This window comes from Edwardsiella sp. A.80236, assembly GCF_044540725.1.
Taxonomy (GTDB): domain Bacteria; phylum Pseudomonadota; class Gammaproteobacteria; order Enterobacterales; family Enterobacteriaceae; genus Edwardsiella; species Edwardsiella tarda.
On sequence record NZ_JBIUCY010000001.1, the window covers coordinates 384,383 to 399,231 of the forward strand.

At 57.7% G+C, this 14,849-nt stretch carries 13 protein-coding genes; 7 read left to right on the plus strand and 6 right to left on the minus strand.

Annotation, left to right across the window (positions count from 1 at the left end):
- The first annotated feature begins 20 nt into the window (after positions 1-20).
- The 3 genes from xapA (at position 21) to ACEQFP_RS01745 (ending at position 2,770) form a co-directional block, all read left to right on the plus strand.
- A complete protein-coding gene (xapA, locus tag ACEQFP_RS01735) occupies positions 21-848 on the plus strand; it encodes a xanthosine phosphorylase (protein WP_005287041.1) in 828 nt (275 codons plus the stop codon).
- Positions 849-873: 25 nt separating this feature from the next.
- Positions 874-2,133 (plus strand): NupC/NupG family nucleoside CNT transporter, encoded by a 1,260-nt coding sequence (locus ACEQFP_RS01740; protein WP_370547384.1) that lies wholly within the window; start codon positions 874-876, stop codon positions 2,131-2,133.
- A gap of 250 nt (positions 2,134-2,383) precedes the next feature.
- The gene (locus tag ACEQFP_RS01745; protein WP_373276819.1) at positions 2,384-2,770 is read left to right on the plus strand and encodes a hypothetical protein; all 387 of its coding nucleotides are present in this window, start codon (positions 2,384-2,386) and stop codon (positions 2,768-2,770) included.
- Here ACEQFP_RS01745 and dsdC read toward each other — a convergent pair.
- Complete coding sequence (dsdC, locus tag ACEQFP_RS01750; RefSeq protein WP_370547386.1) at positions 2,736-3,665, minus strand: DNA-binding transcriptional regulator DsdC; 930 nt, start codon at positions 3,663-3,665, stop codon at positions 2,736-2,738. The two genes, ACEQFP_RS01745 and dsdC, sit on opposite strands and share 35 nt — an antisense overlap.
- Before the next feature lie 227 nt (positions 3,666-3,892).
- Here dsdC and dsdX point away from each other — a divergent pair, with 227 nt between their 5' ends.
- The 4 genes from dsdX to ACEQFP_RS01770 all read left to right on the plus strand — a co-directional run bounded on the left by dsdX (position 3,893) and on the right by ACEQFP_RS01770 (position 8,670).
- On the plus strand, positions 3,893-5,230 hold the full coding sequence (dsdX, locus tag ACEQFP_RS01755; protein WP_005287028.1) for a D-serine transporter DsdX: 1,338 nt from the start codon (positions 3,893-3,895) through the stop codon (positions 5,228-5,230).
- Positions 5,231-5,247: 17 nt separating this feature from the next.
- Positions 5,248-6,576: a D-serine ammonia-lyase gene (gene dsdA / locus ACEQFP_RS01760; RefSeq protein WP_035597702.1), complete on the plus strand. Its 1,329-nt coding sequence runs from the start codon at positions 5,248-5,250 to the stop codon at positions 6,574-6,576.
- Positions 6,577-6,898: 322 nt separating this feature from the next.
- Positions 6,899-7,045 carry a hypothetical protein gene (locus ACEQFP_RS01765; RefSeq protein ID WP_370547387.1) on the plus strand — a complete coding sequence of 49 codons (147 nt, stop codon included), beginning with the start codon at positions 6,899-6,901 and terminating at the stop codon, positions 7,043-7,045.
- Positions 7,046-7,494: 449 nt separating this feature from the next.
- A complete protein-coding gene (locus ACEQFP_RS01770; protein WP_370547388.1) occupies positions 7,495-8,670 on the plus strand; it encodes a type I restriction endonuclease in 1,176 nt (391 codons plus the stop codon).
- Between the two features lie 222 nt (positions 8,671-8,892).
- Here ACEQFP_RS01770 and ACEQFP_RS01775 read toward each other — a convergent pair whose 3' ends face one another.
- The 5 genes from ACEQFP_RS01775 to ACEQFP_RS01795 form a co-directional block, all read right to left on the minus strand.
- The gene (locus ACEQFP_RS01775; RefSeq protein WP_109728262.1) at positions 8,893-10,860 is read right to left on the minus strand and encodes a TonB-dependent siderophore receptor; all 1,968 of its coding nucleotides are present in this window, start codon (positions 10,858-10,860) and stop codon (positions 8,893-8,895) included.
- 69 nt (positions 10,861-10,929) lie between these two features.
- Positions 10,930-11,736 carry a class I SAM-dependent methyltransferase gene (locus ACEQFP_RS01780; RefSeq protein WP_370547389.1) on the minus strand — a complete coding sequence of 269 codons (807 nt, stop codon included), beginning with the start codon at positions 11,734-11,736 and terminating at the stop codon, positions 10,930-10,932.
- A complete protein-coding gene (locus ACEQFP_RS01785) occupies positions 11,736-12,503 on the minus strand; it encodes an ABC transporter ATP-binding protein (protein ID WP_370547390.1) in 768 nt (255 codons plus the stop codon). The genes ACEQFP_RS01780 and ACEQFP_RS01785 overlap by 1 nt, the downstream gene beginning before the upstream one ends.
- The gene (locus ACEQFP_RS01790; protein WP_005287009.1) at positions 12,500-13,492 is read right to left on the minus strand and encodes an iron ABC transporter permease; all 993 of its coding nucleotides are present in this window, start codon (positions 13,490-13,492) and stop codon (positions 12,500-12,502) included. Before ACEQFP_RS01790 ends, ACEQFP_RS01785 begins: the two co-directional genes overlap by 4 nt.
- Positions 13,489-14,523, minus strand: coding sequence for an ABC transporter substrate-binding protein (locus ACEQFP_RS01795; RefSeq protein ID WP_370555233.1), 1,035 nt, complete (start codon positions 14,521-14,523; stop codon positions 13,489-13,491). Before ACEQFP_RS01795 ends, ACEQFP_RS01790 begins: the two co-directional genes overlap by 4 nt.
- Positions 14,524-14,849: the final 326 nt, after the last annotated feature.

A 14,849-nucleotide genomic window follows, 5' to 3' on the forward strand; every position in this document is an offset into this window, starting at 1 on the left:
ACCCTCAAGAGGTATAGCGTATGTCACACGATCCGGTTCTCAACGCCGTCGCCACCATTCTCGCACACAAACCCGGCTTTGCCCCCCGCGCGGCCATGATCCTTGGTTCCGGCCTCGGCGTGTTAGCCGATGCGCTAGAGGAGAAGGTCGTCATCCCCTATGAGGCGTTGGATGGCTTCCCGGTCAGTACCGTCGTTGGACATAGCGGCGAACTGGTCCTAGGTAAGCTGCACGGGGTGGAGGTGATCTGCATGAAGGGGCGCGGCCATTACTACGAACACGAAACCATGAAGGTGATGACCACCCCGGTGCGCACCTTTAAACGCCTCGGCTGCGAGTTACTGCTAGTGACCAATGCCGCCGGCTCTTTGCGGCCGGAGCGTATCGGCGTCGGTTCGCTGGTCATTTTTAATGATCATATCAATACCATGCCGGGCACTCCGATGACTGGCGCTAACGACGAGGCCTACGGTCCGCGCTTTTTCAGCCTGGCTAACGCCTATGATAAGACCTTACGCGACGAGGCCTTGGCCCTGGCCGAACGAGAGGGGATTGCCGTCAACCAGGGCGTGTTCGTCTCCTACAGTGGCCCCTGCTTCGAGACCGCCGCCGAGATCCGCATGATGCAGCGCATGGGCGGTGACGTGGTCGGCATGTCGGTGGTACCCGAGGTGGTGAGCGCTGCCCATTGCGGTTTAGCGGTATTGGCCATCTGCGCCATCACCAACATGGCGGAGGGGCTCGGCGACGTGCAGCTTTCCCATGAGCAGACCCTCAGGTGCGCCAAACTGGCGGAAACGGATTTTATTCGCCTCATCGATGCGTTTATCCGCCACCACTTCCAGTAGGTAGAGCAAGACAAGGAGGCCAGTTATGTTTGCAGCAGGATTTCTCGGTATTGCGGCGTTAATCCTCATCGCCGTGCTCGCATCGACCAACCGCCGGGCCATTCGCCTGCGTACGGTGGGACTGGCCCTGCTCTTGCAGGTCGCCATCGGTGCCCTAGTGCTGTACGTGCCGCTGGGGCGGCGGGCGCTGGAGGGGATGGCGCATGGCGTCGAGGTGGTGTTATCAAGCGGCAAGTCGGGTATTCACTTCCTGTTTGGCAACCTGGTCAACTTCTCGGTAGAGGGCATCGGCTTTGTCTTTGCCCTGAATGTGTTGCCGCTGGTGGTCTTCTTCTCGGCACTGATTGCCGTGCTCTACTACCTGGGCGTCATGCAAATGGTGATCCGTTTCATCGGCGGTGCCATGGCTCGCCTGCTCGGCACCTCCCAGACCGAATCCATGTCGGCGGTGGCCAATGTCTTCGTCGGTCAGAGCGAGGCGCCGTTGGTGGTCAAGCCCTATATGCCCAAAATGAGCGACTCTGAGTTTTTCGCGGTGATGTGCGGCGGCATGGCCTCGGTCTCGGGTACCGTGCTGGCGGGTTACGCCATGATGGGCGTGAACATGCAATATCTGCTGGCCGCCTCCTTTATGGCGGCGCCGGGCGGGCTGCTGTTTGCCAAGCTGATCGTTCCCGAGACCACGCAGCCGAACTATGTCTTCGACAACAGCATTCAGTTTGATGGACATAAGCCTGAGAACCTGCTGGCAGCGGCGGGCGAGGGGGCCAGTAGCGGCCTCAAGCTGGCGGCCGCCATCGGCGCCATGCTGATCGCGATGATCGGCTTGGTGACGCTGGTCAACACGTTGCTGGCGGGGGCGGGAGAGATGATGGGTATGCCGCTCTCGCTTGAGCTGATCCTCGGCTGGATCTTCTCGCCGCTCGCGTTCCTGCTCGGCGTACCCTTGGCGGACATCGGTATCGCCGGGGCCATGATCGGCAAGAAGCTGGTGGTGAACGAGTTTGTAGCCTACAGCGATCTCGCCCCCTATCTTAAGGAGAGCAGTGTGGTGAGCGCGGCCGGCCTGCAGGTGCTGGAGGAGAAATCCAAGGTGATCATCAGTTTTGCCCTATGCGGCTTTGCCAACCTGGCCTCCATGGGGATCCTGATCGGCGGCCTCGGCACGCTTTGCCCCTCCCGCTCCGCCTTTATCGCCCGTTACGGTCTACGAACCGTGCTGGCCGCCACCTGCTCCAACCTGATGAGCGCCGTCATCGCCGGCATCTTCTTCTCCTTAAGCTAGGCGCGCCATCCTGGACTTTGGGGCGCCTCGTCGCCCCTGTTTATCCACCAGCGGCGGCGGTGGCCAGAGCCGCGGTAGCATGGAGCGCCGCGCCCCTGCATGGGGTCGAGGTCAGCCTTGTTGAATAAATCAGATTAGGGATAGGTCCCTCCATCGCCGATTACCGCTATCGGGCAATACGCACGCTTTCTGGCATCCCTGCCTTCGTTATTTTGATTTTGTTCAGCGACAGGTCTGCGCAAATAACTTGATGCGTGCTCGCATCAATAGCCAGATGCTGTTTTTGCCAGACATGGCGGTGTTCTTTGCCCTATTTTTTGATGCTCCACTCACTTCCGCCAAAGACCGTCAGCCCGCTGGCATCAATCACCCGCTGCGCTACCTCACCTCGGATGGGCGTTTTAAAACTGACATTAACCGACGTAGCCCGCTTGCCGACATGGGTGTAATCCAGACTGCGCAGCGGGATCGCCATCAGGGTAACAATAACATTAATAAAGCCCTATGCGACTCGCAGGGGCGGTCGGAAGACGCGTTTAACCACCGGGACAGTGGCGCTGGCACCAATGCGAATCGTGGCGACGGTCTCATGGCAGCGGAGCTCAGCGCTGTGCCTGTTGCTGTAGCCAGCCGATAAAGGCGTCGATTTTGGGCCACTGGCGGCCCGGTAGGGTGGTGGCATAGTAGTGCTGATGGCACTGCAGCGCCATTTGGCCGAAGGGGGCGATCAGCTCGCCGCTGTCGAGCCGCTTTTGCACCAGTCGCTTACGTCCCATAGCCACCCCAATATGGTTCATCGCGGCGATGACCGCCAGATCGGAACGGTCAAATCCAATGCCGGCGGCGGGCGGCAGGGGAACGGCAAAATGCTGCGCCCAGCCGAACCACTCATCGGTGCCGGAATCATTGCTCCAGGCCTGTCTATCGTGCAGCAGCGTACAGTGCTGCAGATGGTGCGGCGCGTTCAGCAGGTTGAACTGCCGGGCGTAGTCGGCGCTACAAACGGGGAGGATGGCCTCATCCATCAGGAGATGATGGCTCAGCTGTGCCGAGGGGGCGTCGTCAAAATAGATGGCCACATCAACCCCCGACCACTGCAGGTTGACGTTGTCATTGCCGGTCAGGATCGTTAGCGAAATCGAGGGGTAGCGCCGGGCAAAGTCGCCCAGGGCGGGCACCAGCCAGCATTGCGCGATGGAGGGGCGGGAGTAGACCGTCAGGGTGCCGGAAAGACGCTGGTTTTTGATGTCCAGGATCTCCTGGTTCAGGACATCCAGCGATGACTTCAGTGCCCAGTATACCCGCTTGCCCTCCGGCGTCAGCTCGACCTTTCGGTGCGAACGCACGAACAGCAGAATAGCCAGGTCGGCCTCCAACTGGGTGATCTGATGGCTGATGGCGCTGGGACTCAGGGAGAGCTCGGCCGCGGCCAGGGCGAAGGACTGGTGGCGGGCGGCGACCTCAAAGGTATGAAGCTTGGCAAGCTGCCAGCCGTTAAGGGGGCGGTTTCTGACTTCTCGTAGCGATTCCATGGTGTCAATCAGGCAGGGAGCAAAGGGAAGGAGTGTAAATAAATTTGCTGCATATTTCATCATATCGATGAGCATTTCTGACTTACTTTCCATTCCTGGCGTTTTATTTGATGCTGGTCACGCCATTGCATCTATTTTCCTCATGTGAGCCGCCAATTATATCGTTTGTCAGCCGATGCGGTTTCTTTGTTCAATAGTACCGGGTTAATTACAGGGAAAGGTGAGATATGCACTCGCAAATTTGGGTTGTGGGCACGCTGCTGATCAGCATCGTGTTAATCGTACTGACTATCATAAAATGTAAACTGCACCCGTTTCTGGCCTTGCTGCTGGCCAGTTTCTTTGTCGGCACCATGATGGGAATGGGGCCGCTGGATATGGTTAACGCCATTGAGAGCGGTATTGGCAGCACGCTGGGGTTTCTGGCGGCGGTGATCGGCCTGGGCACCATCCTGGGCAAGATGATGGAGATCTCCGGGGCGGCAGAGCGTATCGGCATCACCCTGCAGCGCTGCCGCTGGCTCTCTACCGATGTCATTATGGTGCTGGTAGGGCTGATCTGCGGCATTACGCTGTTTGTAGAAGTGGGCGTGGTGCTGCTGATCCCACTGGCATTCTCCATTGCTAAGAAGACTAACACCTCACTGCTGAAGCTGGCGATCCCGCTGTGTACCGCGCTGATGGCCGTGCACTGTGTGGTACCGCCGCATCCGGCGGCGCTGTTTGTGGTGAATAAGCTGGGCGCGGATATCGGCACGGTGATCGTCTATGGCCTGCTGGTCGGCTTAATCGCCTCGTTGGTTGGCGGGCCGCTGTTCCTGAAGCTGGTCGGCAACCGCCTGCCGTTTAAGGCGATCCCGGCAGAGTTTGCCGATCTGCAGGTGCGCGATGAAAAGACGCTACCCTCGCTGGGCGCCACGCTGTTTACCGTATTACTGCCGATTGCGCTGATGCTGGTAAAAACCTTGGCCGAGCTGAATATGGCGAAGACGGGATCGCTGTATACGCTGTTGGAGTTTATCGGTAATCCGATAACCGCCATGTTTATCGCCGTCTTTGTCGCCTATTACATTCTGGGGCTGCGTCAGCATATGGGGATGGGGACGCTGCTGAGTCAAACCGAAAATGGCTTCGGCGCTATTGCCAATATCCTGCTGATTATTGGCGCAGGCGGTGCGTTTAACGCCATTTTAAAAAGCAGTGGCTTGGCGGACAGCCTGGCTCTGATCCTTTCTAACCTGCATATGCACCCGATTTTGCTGGCCTGGCTGGTGGCGCTGATCCTGCATGCGGCGGTGGGGTCGGCGACGGTGGCGATGATGGGGGCCACGGCGATCGTGGCGCCGATGCTGCCGCTGTATCCCAACGTCAGTCCTGAAATCATCGCGATCGCCATCGGCTCCGGCGCGATTGGCTGCACGATCGTCACGGACTCGCTGTTCTGGCTGGTGAAGCAGTATTGCGGAGCAACGCTGAACGAAACCTTTAAATACTATACGACCGCAACCTTTATTGCGTCGATTATTGCCCTGGCAAGCACCTTCTTGCTCTCTTTCATTATCTAAGTATCACGAGACGTATGATGACGAATATTAATATGACCTCACTTATTGCCCAGTATCCGCTGGTGGCCGATCTGGTGAATTTACGGGAAACCGTCTGGTTTAACCCGGCGACGACGACGCTGGCGGAAGGGCTCCCCTATGTTGGCCTGACGGCGCAGGACGTGCAGGATGCCCACGATCGCCTGGCCCGCTTTGCCCCTTATCTGGCCAAGGCGTTTCCGGAGACGGCGGCGACCAACGGTATCATTGAGTCCGAGTTGGCGGCGATCCCAGCCATGCAGCGGCGCCTGGCACAGGAGTACGGCCAGCCGATCGGCGGTCAGCTGCTGCTGAAAAAAGACAGCCATCTGCCGATCTCTGGCTCCATTAAGGCTCGCGGCGGCATCTACGAGGTGCTGGCGCACGCAGAAAAGTTGGCGCTGGAGGCCGGTCTGCTGACGACGGATCAGGACTACAGCATCCTGCTCACCCCAGCGTTTAAACACTTTTTCAGCCAGTACAGCATCGCCGTTGGCTCCACCGGCAATCTGGGCATGTCTATCGGCATTATGAGCGCCAGCCTGGGTTTTAAGGTGACCGTTCATATGTCGGCCGATGCCCGTGAGTGGAAGAAGGCCAAGCTGCGCAGCCACGGCGTGACGGTGGTGGAGTATGAAGAGGACTACGGGGTGGCGGTAGAGCAGGGGCGTAAGGCGGCGGAGTCCGATCCCAACTGCTTCTTTATCGACGATGAGAACTCCCGCACCCTGTTTTTGGGCTACGCGGTGGCCGGCGAGCGGCTGAAGGCACAGTTTGCCGCGCAGGGGCGTACGGTCGATGCCGATCATCCGCTGTTCGTCTACCTGCCGTGCGGCGTCGGCGGCGGTCCCGGTGGGGTCGCGTTTGGCCTGAAGCTGGCCTTCGGTGACAACGTACATTGCTTCTTTGCCGAGCCGACCCACTCTCCCTGCATGTTGCTGGGGGTGTATACCGGCCTGCATGACGCCATCGCCGTACAGGATCTGGGGATCGATAACCTGACGGCGGCGGATGGACTGGCCGTTGGCCGCGCCTCTGGCTTTGTGGGTCGGGCCATGGAGCGCCTGCTGGACGGCTGCTATACGCTCGATGATCAGAGCCTGTATAACATGCTGGGCTGGCTGGCGCAGGAGGAGGGCATTCGTCTGGAGCCCTCGGCGCTGGCCGGTATGGCGGGACCTGTCCATGTCTGCGCCTCGGCGGAGTATCCGCGGATGCACCACTTCGGCGAGCAGCAACTGGCGCAGGCGACCCATCTGGTGTGGGCGACCGGCGGCGGCATGGTGCCTGAGCGCGAGATGGCGCAGTACCTGGCGAAAGGACGCTGATGCGTGAGCGGCCGTCCGGCAGCGTTTTGTTGCCGGGGGCCGCACTTTTAGGGGGCTACGCCGCAACCGCCGAAATTTCCGTCAGCGAACGGATGGCCATTGCCGGGCGGCATAAAGTTGGGAGCTCCGCCCACGCTACCCCCTCCCGCTATGCTTTTCTCCCACTCGAGGTGGTGATCACCCCCGAGCAGGGGGTTATGACGTAATTAAAAGGTATAGGCGATGCCCGTCCAGTAGTTACGCCCCTCCTCGATAAACCCCTCGCTTAGCGATCTCGCCCCCTATCTCAAGGAGAGCAGTGTGGTGAGTGCGGCTGGCCTCCATGGGGCTCTTGATCGGCGGCCTCAGCACGCTTTGCCCCTCCTGCTCCGCCTTTATCGCCCGTTACGGTCTACGAACCGTGCTGGCCGCCATCTGCTCCAACCTGATGAGCGCGGTCATCACCGGTATCTTCTTCTCCTTAAGCTAGGTGCGCTATCCTGGACTGTGGGGTGCCTCGGCACCCCTGCTTATCCGCCTGCGGCGGTGGTTGTCAGGGGGAGCAAAATGCGTTATGGGGTGCCCACTCTATAATTGTTAGCTGTGATATGGAGTGTGAGGGCTTATGACTTTTCGATAGAGACTCAATTTCATCATTCATCAATTGTCTTTTTTTGGTTTTATTAATGGAATGGACACTTTGCTCAATTAGTAACGATTTATCGTCCCACAGTGGCAAAAAATGTAGGGGCGACCATTTCATTAATTGACTATTGTCTTGGGGAGGTTTTCTTCAAACTTCTTAGCTAAAAATCGCAAACATCTGTTACTGGTTTCTGTTTATGCAACATGGATCTCATTTCTCGAAAAGAATAGTGTTTAATTTGATGATAATGCTATGTTTTTTATGAGAAGTGGATATGGCTTAAGGAGTGGATAATGGAGAATTTTAAATCACGGCTAAAATTACATGTTGATCATGTCAAATCCATGGGGGTTTTCTGCACAACAGAGGAAACGACTAAACAGGCTTTAATTGTGCCATTCTTAGATATCCTTGGATTTAGTGCAGCTGACCCGCGCAAAGTGAAAGCGGAGTATTCTGCTGACTTTCCTGGGGTTAAGGCTAATGAACGTGTAGATTATGCGCTTTTCTGCCATGATGTTCCAGTAATGTTTATCGAAGCCAAATCGTACACAGAAGATATCGATAATCACTGCCCTCAATTATCTCGATATTTTAACTCGACACCTGAGGTTACTATATCTGCTATTACTAATGGTATTGAATGGCGATTTTTTACCGATTTAAAACAAAAAAATATCATGGATCCTACTCCATTCCTAAAAATAAGAATGGATACATTGACTGACTCTGATGCAGAGCAATTATTTCGATTTAGATATGATAAGTTTAAGCCTGAAGCATTAAGAACTTTGGCTGAGGAAAGTGTGTATCTATCAGCGTTTACAAAAACTATTAGCTCCAGTTTGCGTGATGTTGATAGTGAGTTCGTTCGTTATATAGCAAGCAGGTCAAATGTAGAGCGTCAGTTAAATCAACGCTTTCTCGATTCGATTACACCATTAGTAAGATTGGCTGTTGAAAAAGCAGTTAGTGCTATGGTTGTCTCCGGACTTTCAATTCTAGATAAAGATCACTCTGATAAAGCTAATAATGACAGCATCAAGAGTAACTCTGAGGTTGATGATGAGATTGATAGCGTAGATCCAAATAATCCTAATGTAATTACAACAAAAAATGAAGTCGAAATGTTTAATAAAATAAAGCAAATCGTCGGAGATGATATAGAGATAAAGCATAAAGATACAGAGTCATATTTTAGTGTTCTTTATAGTGGGAAGACAAATCGATGGATACTTAGATTCTATGATAAGAAGTCATCATATGTTGTATTTCCAATAGAGTTGTCTGATGTACAAATAAATGAAATATCTAGGGCTCGATTAGAGTATGATAATGGTAAAATTCATATATCCTCACCAGAGGATATCCTACGTATTTCAGGGATAGTTACTGATTCATTAGAGTATGTGAGAAATGATGATAATTTCCGAAAGGGGAAGAAGGGGGCGATATCAGAAGAAGAATGATTTTTATTTAAGATTTTTGTTAAATGTCATTTTAACGAAGCCACCTGCTATGCAGGTGGCAATTTTTTAGGGAGATTTATAGATACTATCTTCTGGAACTTGCTATTGGCTTATTCAGTCGTGTGTAGGTATCTGATATCGGCTCTTGGCACCATCTCCCCTCGCTATGCTTTTCCCCCACTCGAGGTGGTGCTCGCCCCCGAGCAGGGGGTTATGACGTAATTAAAAGGTATAGGCGATACCCGTCCAGTAGTTACGCCCCTCCTCGATAAATCCCTCGCTATAGTAGTACTGGGTGTCGAACAGGTTGTTTACCGAGGCATTCACGCTGAAGCCATGGCCCAGTTCAAACTCGGCGCGTAGGTGGGTGAGGGCAAAACCGGGCGCTTTCTGTTGGCCGCTGCTGTCGCTGTAGCTGGCGGAGCGTGCCTCTTCGGAGAGGGTCAGGGTCAGCTCGGGCAGTGGCTTGACGCTGATCCAGCCGACCAGGGTCTGCGTGGGCAGCTGTGTGATTTTGTCGTTCGACAGATCGCGGGGGGAGGCATGGATCAGGCTATATTTGAGGCCGATATCGCTCATCTCGCTGATCTGGCCCTGCAGGCTGAGATCTACGCCGAGGTAGTCGACGCGCCCGCTGTTGCGGTTCTGGATGAGATCGGCGCTGAGGTTATGGGACAGGATGGCATCGGAGACACGGTTGTAGTAGGCGCTGGCCTCGTAGCGCCAGTCACGGCTGAGACGGCCGTTATAGGTGAGGTCGATGCTGCGCGCCCGCTCGGGTTTCAGGCCGGGATTCACCAGGGCTATCTGGTTACGCGACGGCTTGGAGGTGGTGTAGCGCTCCTTCAGGGTCGGGAAGCGTGAGCGATCCGCGTAGCTCAGGCTCAGCGTGTCCGCGTTATCGAGGGTGTATTTCCCCATGATCTCCCAGTTAAAGGCGCGTTGGTGGTTGGCATCGTAATAGGTAATGTCGCCTTTTTTCTCATACTTCATACCTTGTAGGCTATCGCGCCAGTCATAGCTGGCGCCGGCCACCACGTCCAGATCCTCCAGCAGGCTCCACTGGTACTCGGTTGCCAGCGACCAGGTCCGATCCTTGTACCGATCATAGGGGGCATCGGGTGCGCCCTTTTCGCGATGGACATCCTGCTTCCAGTTGAGGGCAAAAGAGAGCAGATCGCTTTGGCGCAGATCGATGGCGAGTTGAAGCCCGGCGCCATTGCTGTAATCGTCGTAATGGCTATAGTTGCCGCTGCGCTGTTGGAGATCCTTCAGGCTGTTATACATCATCAGGGTGTTTTTAAAGTTATCGCGGTAGAGCCGGCTTTTTAGGGTGTACCCCTCGGCTAACTGGGTCGTGCCCTGGTAGTAATAGCTCTCTTTGTCATATTGCGGCCACTGCCAATAACGCGACTTTTGTGAGCCGGATCCGCTATAGGGCGGGTTGTTCTTTTCCCCCTCTTGGTGAATATAGGTCAGGGTGTAGTTGTCGGTGCCACGCGGGGTGAAGCCGAGCTTGAGGATGGCTTGGCGGTCATCGGCGGCGGAGTTGATCATGCGGCCGTTGCCGCCAGCCGTCGTGTTGTCGTAGCCGTGCGGTAACCCCAAAAAGCGCTGTTTGAGCTGGCTGCCGGTGATCTGGAAATAGCCGAGGTCGTTCTTGGCCGCCAGGGAGGCGTGGGCATCATAGGCATTGTCCGCGCCTCGGCTCCAGCCTTGGCGGTAGCCGACATCGGCCTGTAACGGCTTCTCCGGTTTACGGCTGGTGATGTTGATGGCGCCCCCCATTTGATTAGGGCCTTGTAGGAGTGAGCTATACCCTTTGGAGACCTCCAGTGCGCTGATGTTACTGGTGAGAAAACGCCCCAGATCGAGGTTGCCATCGTAGGGGACATAGATCGGCACGCCATCGAAGAAGAGCGGTACCTGGCGGCTGTTAAAGCCGCGCACATTGACCGACAGTTCGTTGCGATTCCCCGATTTTTGCAGCACGACGCCGGGGATCAGCGCCAAGGCCTTGGCCACATCCTGCTTATCTAGGGTCTGGATGGTGTCATGGTTCACGATGCTGGGGGAGGCGGCCAATGGGCTGGCCCAGACGGTCAGCGAATCGTCCGGCGCCTGAGCGAGTGCGGGGTGGACAAGGGGCAACGTTAACGCTGCGCAGAGGTATTTTTTTTGTAATTTCATGATCTCATTCCGCTGAGTTAGAACGTGGGTAAGTCGAGAGGTAACCGCGCCCGGCGCACCGCTGGGCTCTTAGTCGTGGTCGACCTCCCAGGAGAGCAGTGCCCAGTCGCGCGGCCCACAGCACGCATCGAGCGCGGGAGTGTGCGGCTGCTGGCGGTACCACTCGGCCAGGCGCACCTCCTCCTGCGGGGTGAGTGCGCCGAGCGACCAGGTCACGCTTTGTCTGAGCTGGTCGAGGCTGGCGGGGGCGGCGCGCCGCGGGCCGCGAATAAACGCCACCTGCGCCCGGATCCCCTGTTGGTACAGGAGGTTCAGGGCGTAGATATAGGTGGGCAGCTCGGTGACCTCTCGGCCAATGGCTCGCTGGATCTGGGGAGCGATGAAGCTGGGCGTGACCAGATGGGTGGTATAGACACGTAGCTTGGCCTGGCGATCGAGCTTGAGTAATGCCGGGCTGAGGTCGGCGGGGAGGGTAGAGCGCGAGGCGACGGCGATATCGCAGCGGGGAAGATCGGACCAGTCATCCTCCCAGGCGCGCTGCAGCCAGACGCTGTTACGGATCGCGGCTTGTTGGGCCCGTCGGGCGGCGACCTCCAGCATCCCGTGGCTGTAATCGACGCCATACACCCGCGTGAGGCGTGGCGCCAAGGCGAGGGCAAGGCTGCCGGGCCCGCACCCCATATCGAACAGGGTAGAGGCCGCGTGCAGATCGATATGGGCGATCAGTTGGCACAGGTAATCATCCGTCTCATGGGTGGGGAGATCGCTCAGCCGCGCGGCCCGCTGGTCCCACTGGGCGACCGTTTTTTCACTGTGCCGCGCCAGCGCCATCTGTTGGCGATAAAGTTCTGAAAAATCAATTTCATTGATAAGCATTATGTCGATGACTCCCGCGGATAGCCCAGATGATGATGAATTTGTTCGACGCTCACCCGGTATAGCGCGGCGAGCCGCTCACTGCTCAACTGGCTGGCCGGATCGCCCTGGGTGACCCGGCCATCCGGCTCGATACGCACCACGCTGTCGGCCAGGGCGCGCGCATGTAAGGGATGATGGGTCGCCATCAACAGCGTCATGCCGTCGCGCCGTAAGCGGCTGAGCGTATCCAGTAGGTTGATCTGATGGCCGAAGTCGAGGCTAGAGGCCGGCTCATCCATCAGTAGCAGGCGTGGGCGTTGGGCCAGCGCGCGCGCGATGAGCACCAGTTGGCGCTCTCCACCGCTGAGTTCGCGCCAGCTGCGTTCGGCGAGGTGGACGATCCCCATGGCGTCGAGCTGGGCCAGCGCCTGTGCGCGTTCGCGCGGGCCGGGCACGGCGAAGGGGGGCAGATGCGGGGTGATCCCCATCATCACCATGTCGAGCACGCGAAAGGCGAAGGCCCCCTCGTGCGCCTGGGGGACCCAGGCGATCAGCCGGGCGCGCTCACGGTGGGAGAGGCGTTGCAACGGGATGCCGTCCAGTCGGACGCGCCCCTTCAGTAGTGGCAATATCCCGAGGAGGCTGCGCATCAGGGTGGTCTTCCCGCTACCGTTAGCCCCCAGCAAACAGCAGAGCGAACCCGCCGGTAGGGAAAAGGAGACCTCGCGTAGCAGCGGGCATCGGTGGTAGCCAAGCGTGGCTTGTTCCAGGGCGAGCAGGGTCATGGTCGCCTCCCGCGCAGGAGCAGGGCAAGGAAGAACGGCGCACCGATAAAGGCCGTCAGGATCCCCAGCGGGATCTCGCTGCTACTCAGGGTACGGGCGAGTGTATCGGTGGTCAGCAACAGCAGGGCGCCAAGGGCGATACTCAGCGGCAGTAGGCTCTGGTGGTTGTCCCCTACCAACAGGCGCCCGATGTGGGGGATCACTAGACCGATCCAGCCAATGATCCCGGCCACGGAGACGGCGGCGGCGGTCACCAGGGTGGCGCTGACGATGAGGATCAGGCGCAGGCGTTTAACGTTGACGCCCAGCGAGTTAGCCTCATCGTCCGAGAGGGTGAGCAGGTTGATGCGCCAGCGCAACAGCAGCATCGGGACGCAGCCCAGCAGGATCAACGGGGCCATCAACGCCAGATCGGTCGCGCTAATCGTCGCCAGGCTGCCCAGCAACCAGAAGGTGATCGAGGGGAGCTGAGTATAGGGATCGGCGAGGGTTTTAATCAGCGAGATCCCCGCCCCGCACAGGGTACCCAGGGCGATGCCGATCAACACCAGGGTCAACACCGGGTCCAGGCGCTGGGCATAGCGGGCGATGATCAGGACGGTGCTGATCACGGCCAGGCCGCCAGCAAAAGAGCACAGTTGGATCAGGATCATCGGCATACCCAGCAAGATGGCCGCACAGGCGCCTAGGCCCGCTCCGGCGGCCACACCGAGAATATCCGGCGAGACCAGCGGATTGCGGAACATACCCTGATAGACGCAGCCCGCCCCGGCGAGGGCGGCACCGATGAGCAACGCCGCCGCGATGCGAGGCAGGCGGATCCGCCATAGGACGATCTCGGCGCTGAGCGTCGGCGAGGGGTCTCCCTGTTGCAACAGCAGATGCAGGATCTGCCCCATGCTGAGGCGGTAGGCGCCGGAGAACAGGGCGATACCGATGCACAGCAGCGCCAGGCCAAGCAACAACAGCGTATAACGACCTCGCCTCATAGCGGCGCCGTGCGGGTTAACTGCTGATACTGTGCCGCGCTCAGCGTGGTGTGCCAAAACAGTTCGCTATAGTCGTGCATATCTTGGCGGAAGGCGGAACGTACCGCCGGATCGAGCCAGGCGTGTAGACGCCGCAGGCCGAGTAGGCGGTTGAGGCCGGGTGGGGCATCAAGCCAACCGAAGGGTAACCCGCTTAAGAACAGGATGCGCCGCTGGGCGACAGCCTCGACGCCTTGCCAGGCGGGATCGCTCAACAGCGTCTGGTAGGTGACGGCGTCTTGGACCAGCACGATATCTGGCTGCCAAGCCAGCAGGTTTTCCAGCGAAACGGTGGTCAGCCCATGGCGATCAGGTATCTCGACCACGTTACGCAGGCCGAGGAGTTCCGCCGCCTCGGTATGGATCGACCCCTTGAGTCCGGTCTCCAGCCCGCGTGGGCCTCGGGCCGCATAGAAACGGATCGCCGCCGCCGGCGTGTCGGCAAAGGCTTGGGCCTGGTCGATAAAACGTTGTGCGAGTGCCGCCTGGCGTTGGGCGCGCGGCGCGGCGCCAAGCAGGGCGCCGGCGTTTAGCAATTGGTGAGGGCTCTGTATCAATCGGCCATCGAACAGCAGCCAAGGGATCTGGGTCTGGGTGCTAATGCGGCGGGCGGCAGAGATCCAGGAGGCATCCATATTGCCGGTATCGACAATCAGATCGGGGCGCAGGGCCACCAGGCGTTCCAGCGAGAGCGAGCTGGCGCGCCCGGCCAGACGGCCATATTTAGGCATCTTGCGAAGAGCTTCGGGCAGGAAGCTCGCTGCCTCCTGCCCTAGATCCAAGGAGGAGAACCCCACCATTTTCTCCGGGACTAACGCCATTAACAGCAGATCCGCAGGGGGGCCGGCGCTGACAATCCGCCGGATCCGTTGTGGCGCGGGGAGGTGGCCGACCTGAAATGGCGGCGCACTGGTCTCTGCTCGGCAAAACGCCGTGGGAAATAGCGGGGCGGTAGCGAGCGCCTGTAGTAATACTCGGCGTGAGATCGGCATGGTGGCTTACCTAGAAAGCTATTGCGATAGCGCGCTATATAATCATTTATATATCGATAATAAATTGAGCGGCATCAACATTTGGAAACAAAATGAAATATTAAGAGCGAGTGAGCGGGTGGGGGAGATGGCGATCGTCGGCACGAGGGGAGGTGCATCAAGGCGAGGACGGCGTGATACCCGCGAAACAGACTAAGCGCCCGTCGTGGCGGATGGCGATATAAGGGGACGATTGATCGCGCCCCCTGGGCGATATCGCGCTAGCGTTCACGCCCTATTCCGGAGGCTTATTTGATATAATCCTGATCAATATATATCAATATATA

Bases quoted from the DNA above. Each gene is read 5' to 3' on its own strand.
- ACEQFP_RS01790 (WP_005287009.1), bottom strand. From the start codon at position 13,492: ATGAGGCGAGGTCGTTATACGCTGTTGTTGCTTGGCCTGGCGCTGCTG.
- dsdC (WP_370547386.1), bottom strand. From the start codon at position 3,665: ATGGAATCGCTACGAGAAGTCAGAAACCGCCCCCTTAACGGCTGGCAG.
- dsdX (WP_005287028.1), top strand. From the start codon at position 3,893: ATGCACTCGCAAATTTGGGTTGTGGGCACGCTGCTGATCAGCATCGTG.
- ACEQFP_RS01770 (WP_370547388.1), top strand. From the start codon at position 7,495: ATGGAGAATTTTAAATCACGGCTAAAATTACATGTTGATCATGTCAAA.
- ACEQFP_RS01740 (WP_370547384.1), top strand. From the start codon at position 874: ATGTTTGCAGCAGGATTTCTCGGTATTGCGGCGTTAATCCTCATCGCC.
- ACEQFP_RS01780 (WP_370547389.1), bottom strand. From the start codon at position 11,736: ATGCTTATCAATGAAATTGATTTTTCAGAACTTTATCGCCAACAGATG.
- ACEQFP_RS01745 (WP_373276819.1), top strand. From the start codon at position 2,384: ATGCGTGCTCGCATCAATAGCCAGATGCTGTTTTTGCCAGACATGGCG.
- ACEQFP_RS01785 (WP_370547390.1), bottom strand. From the start codon at position 12,503: ATGACCCTGCTCGCCCTGGAACAAGCCACGCTTGGCTACCACCGATGC.
- dsdA (WP_035597702.1), top strand. From the start codon at position 5,248: ATGACGAATATTAATATGACCTCACTTATTGCCCAGTATCCGCTGGTG.
- ACEQFP_RS01775 (WP_109728262.1), bottom strand. From the start codon at position 10,860: ATGAAATTACAAAAAAAATACCTCTGCGCAGCGTTAACGTTGCCCCTT.
- xapA (WP_005287041.1), top strand. From the start codon at position 21: ATGTCACACGATCCGGTTCTCAACGCCGTCGCCACCATTCTCGCACAC.
- ACEQFP_RS01795 (WP_370555233.1), bottom strand. From the start codon at position 14,523: ATGCCGATCTCACGCCGAGTATTACTACAGGCGCTCGCTACCGCCCCG.
- ACEQFP_RS01765 (WP_370547387.1), top strand. From the start codon at position 6,899: ATGGGGCTCTTGATCGGCGGCCTCAGCACGCTTTGCCCCTCCTGCTCC.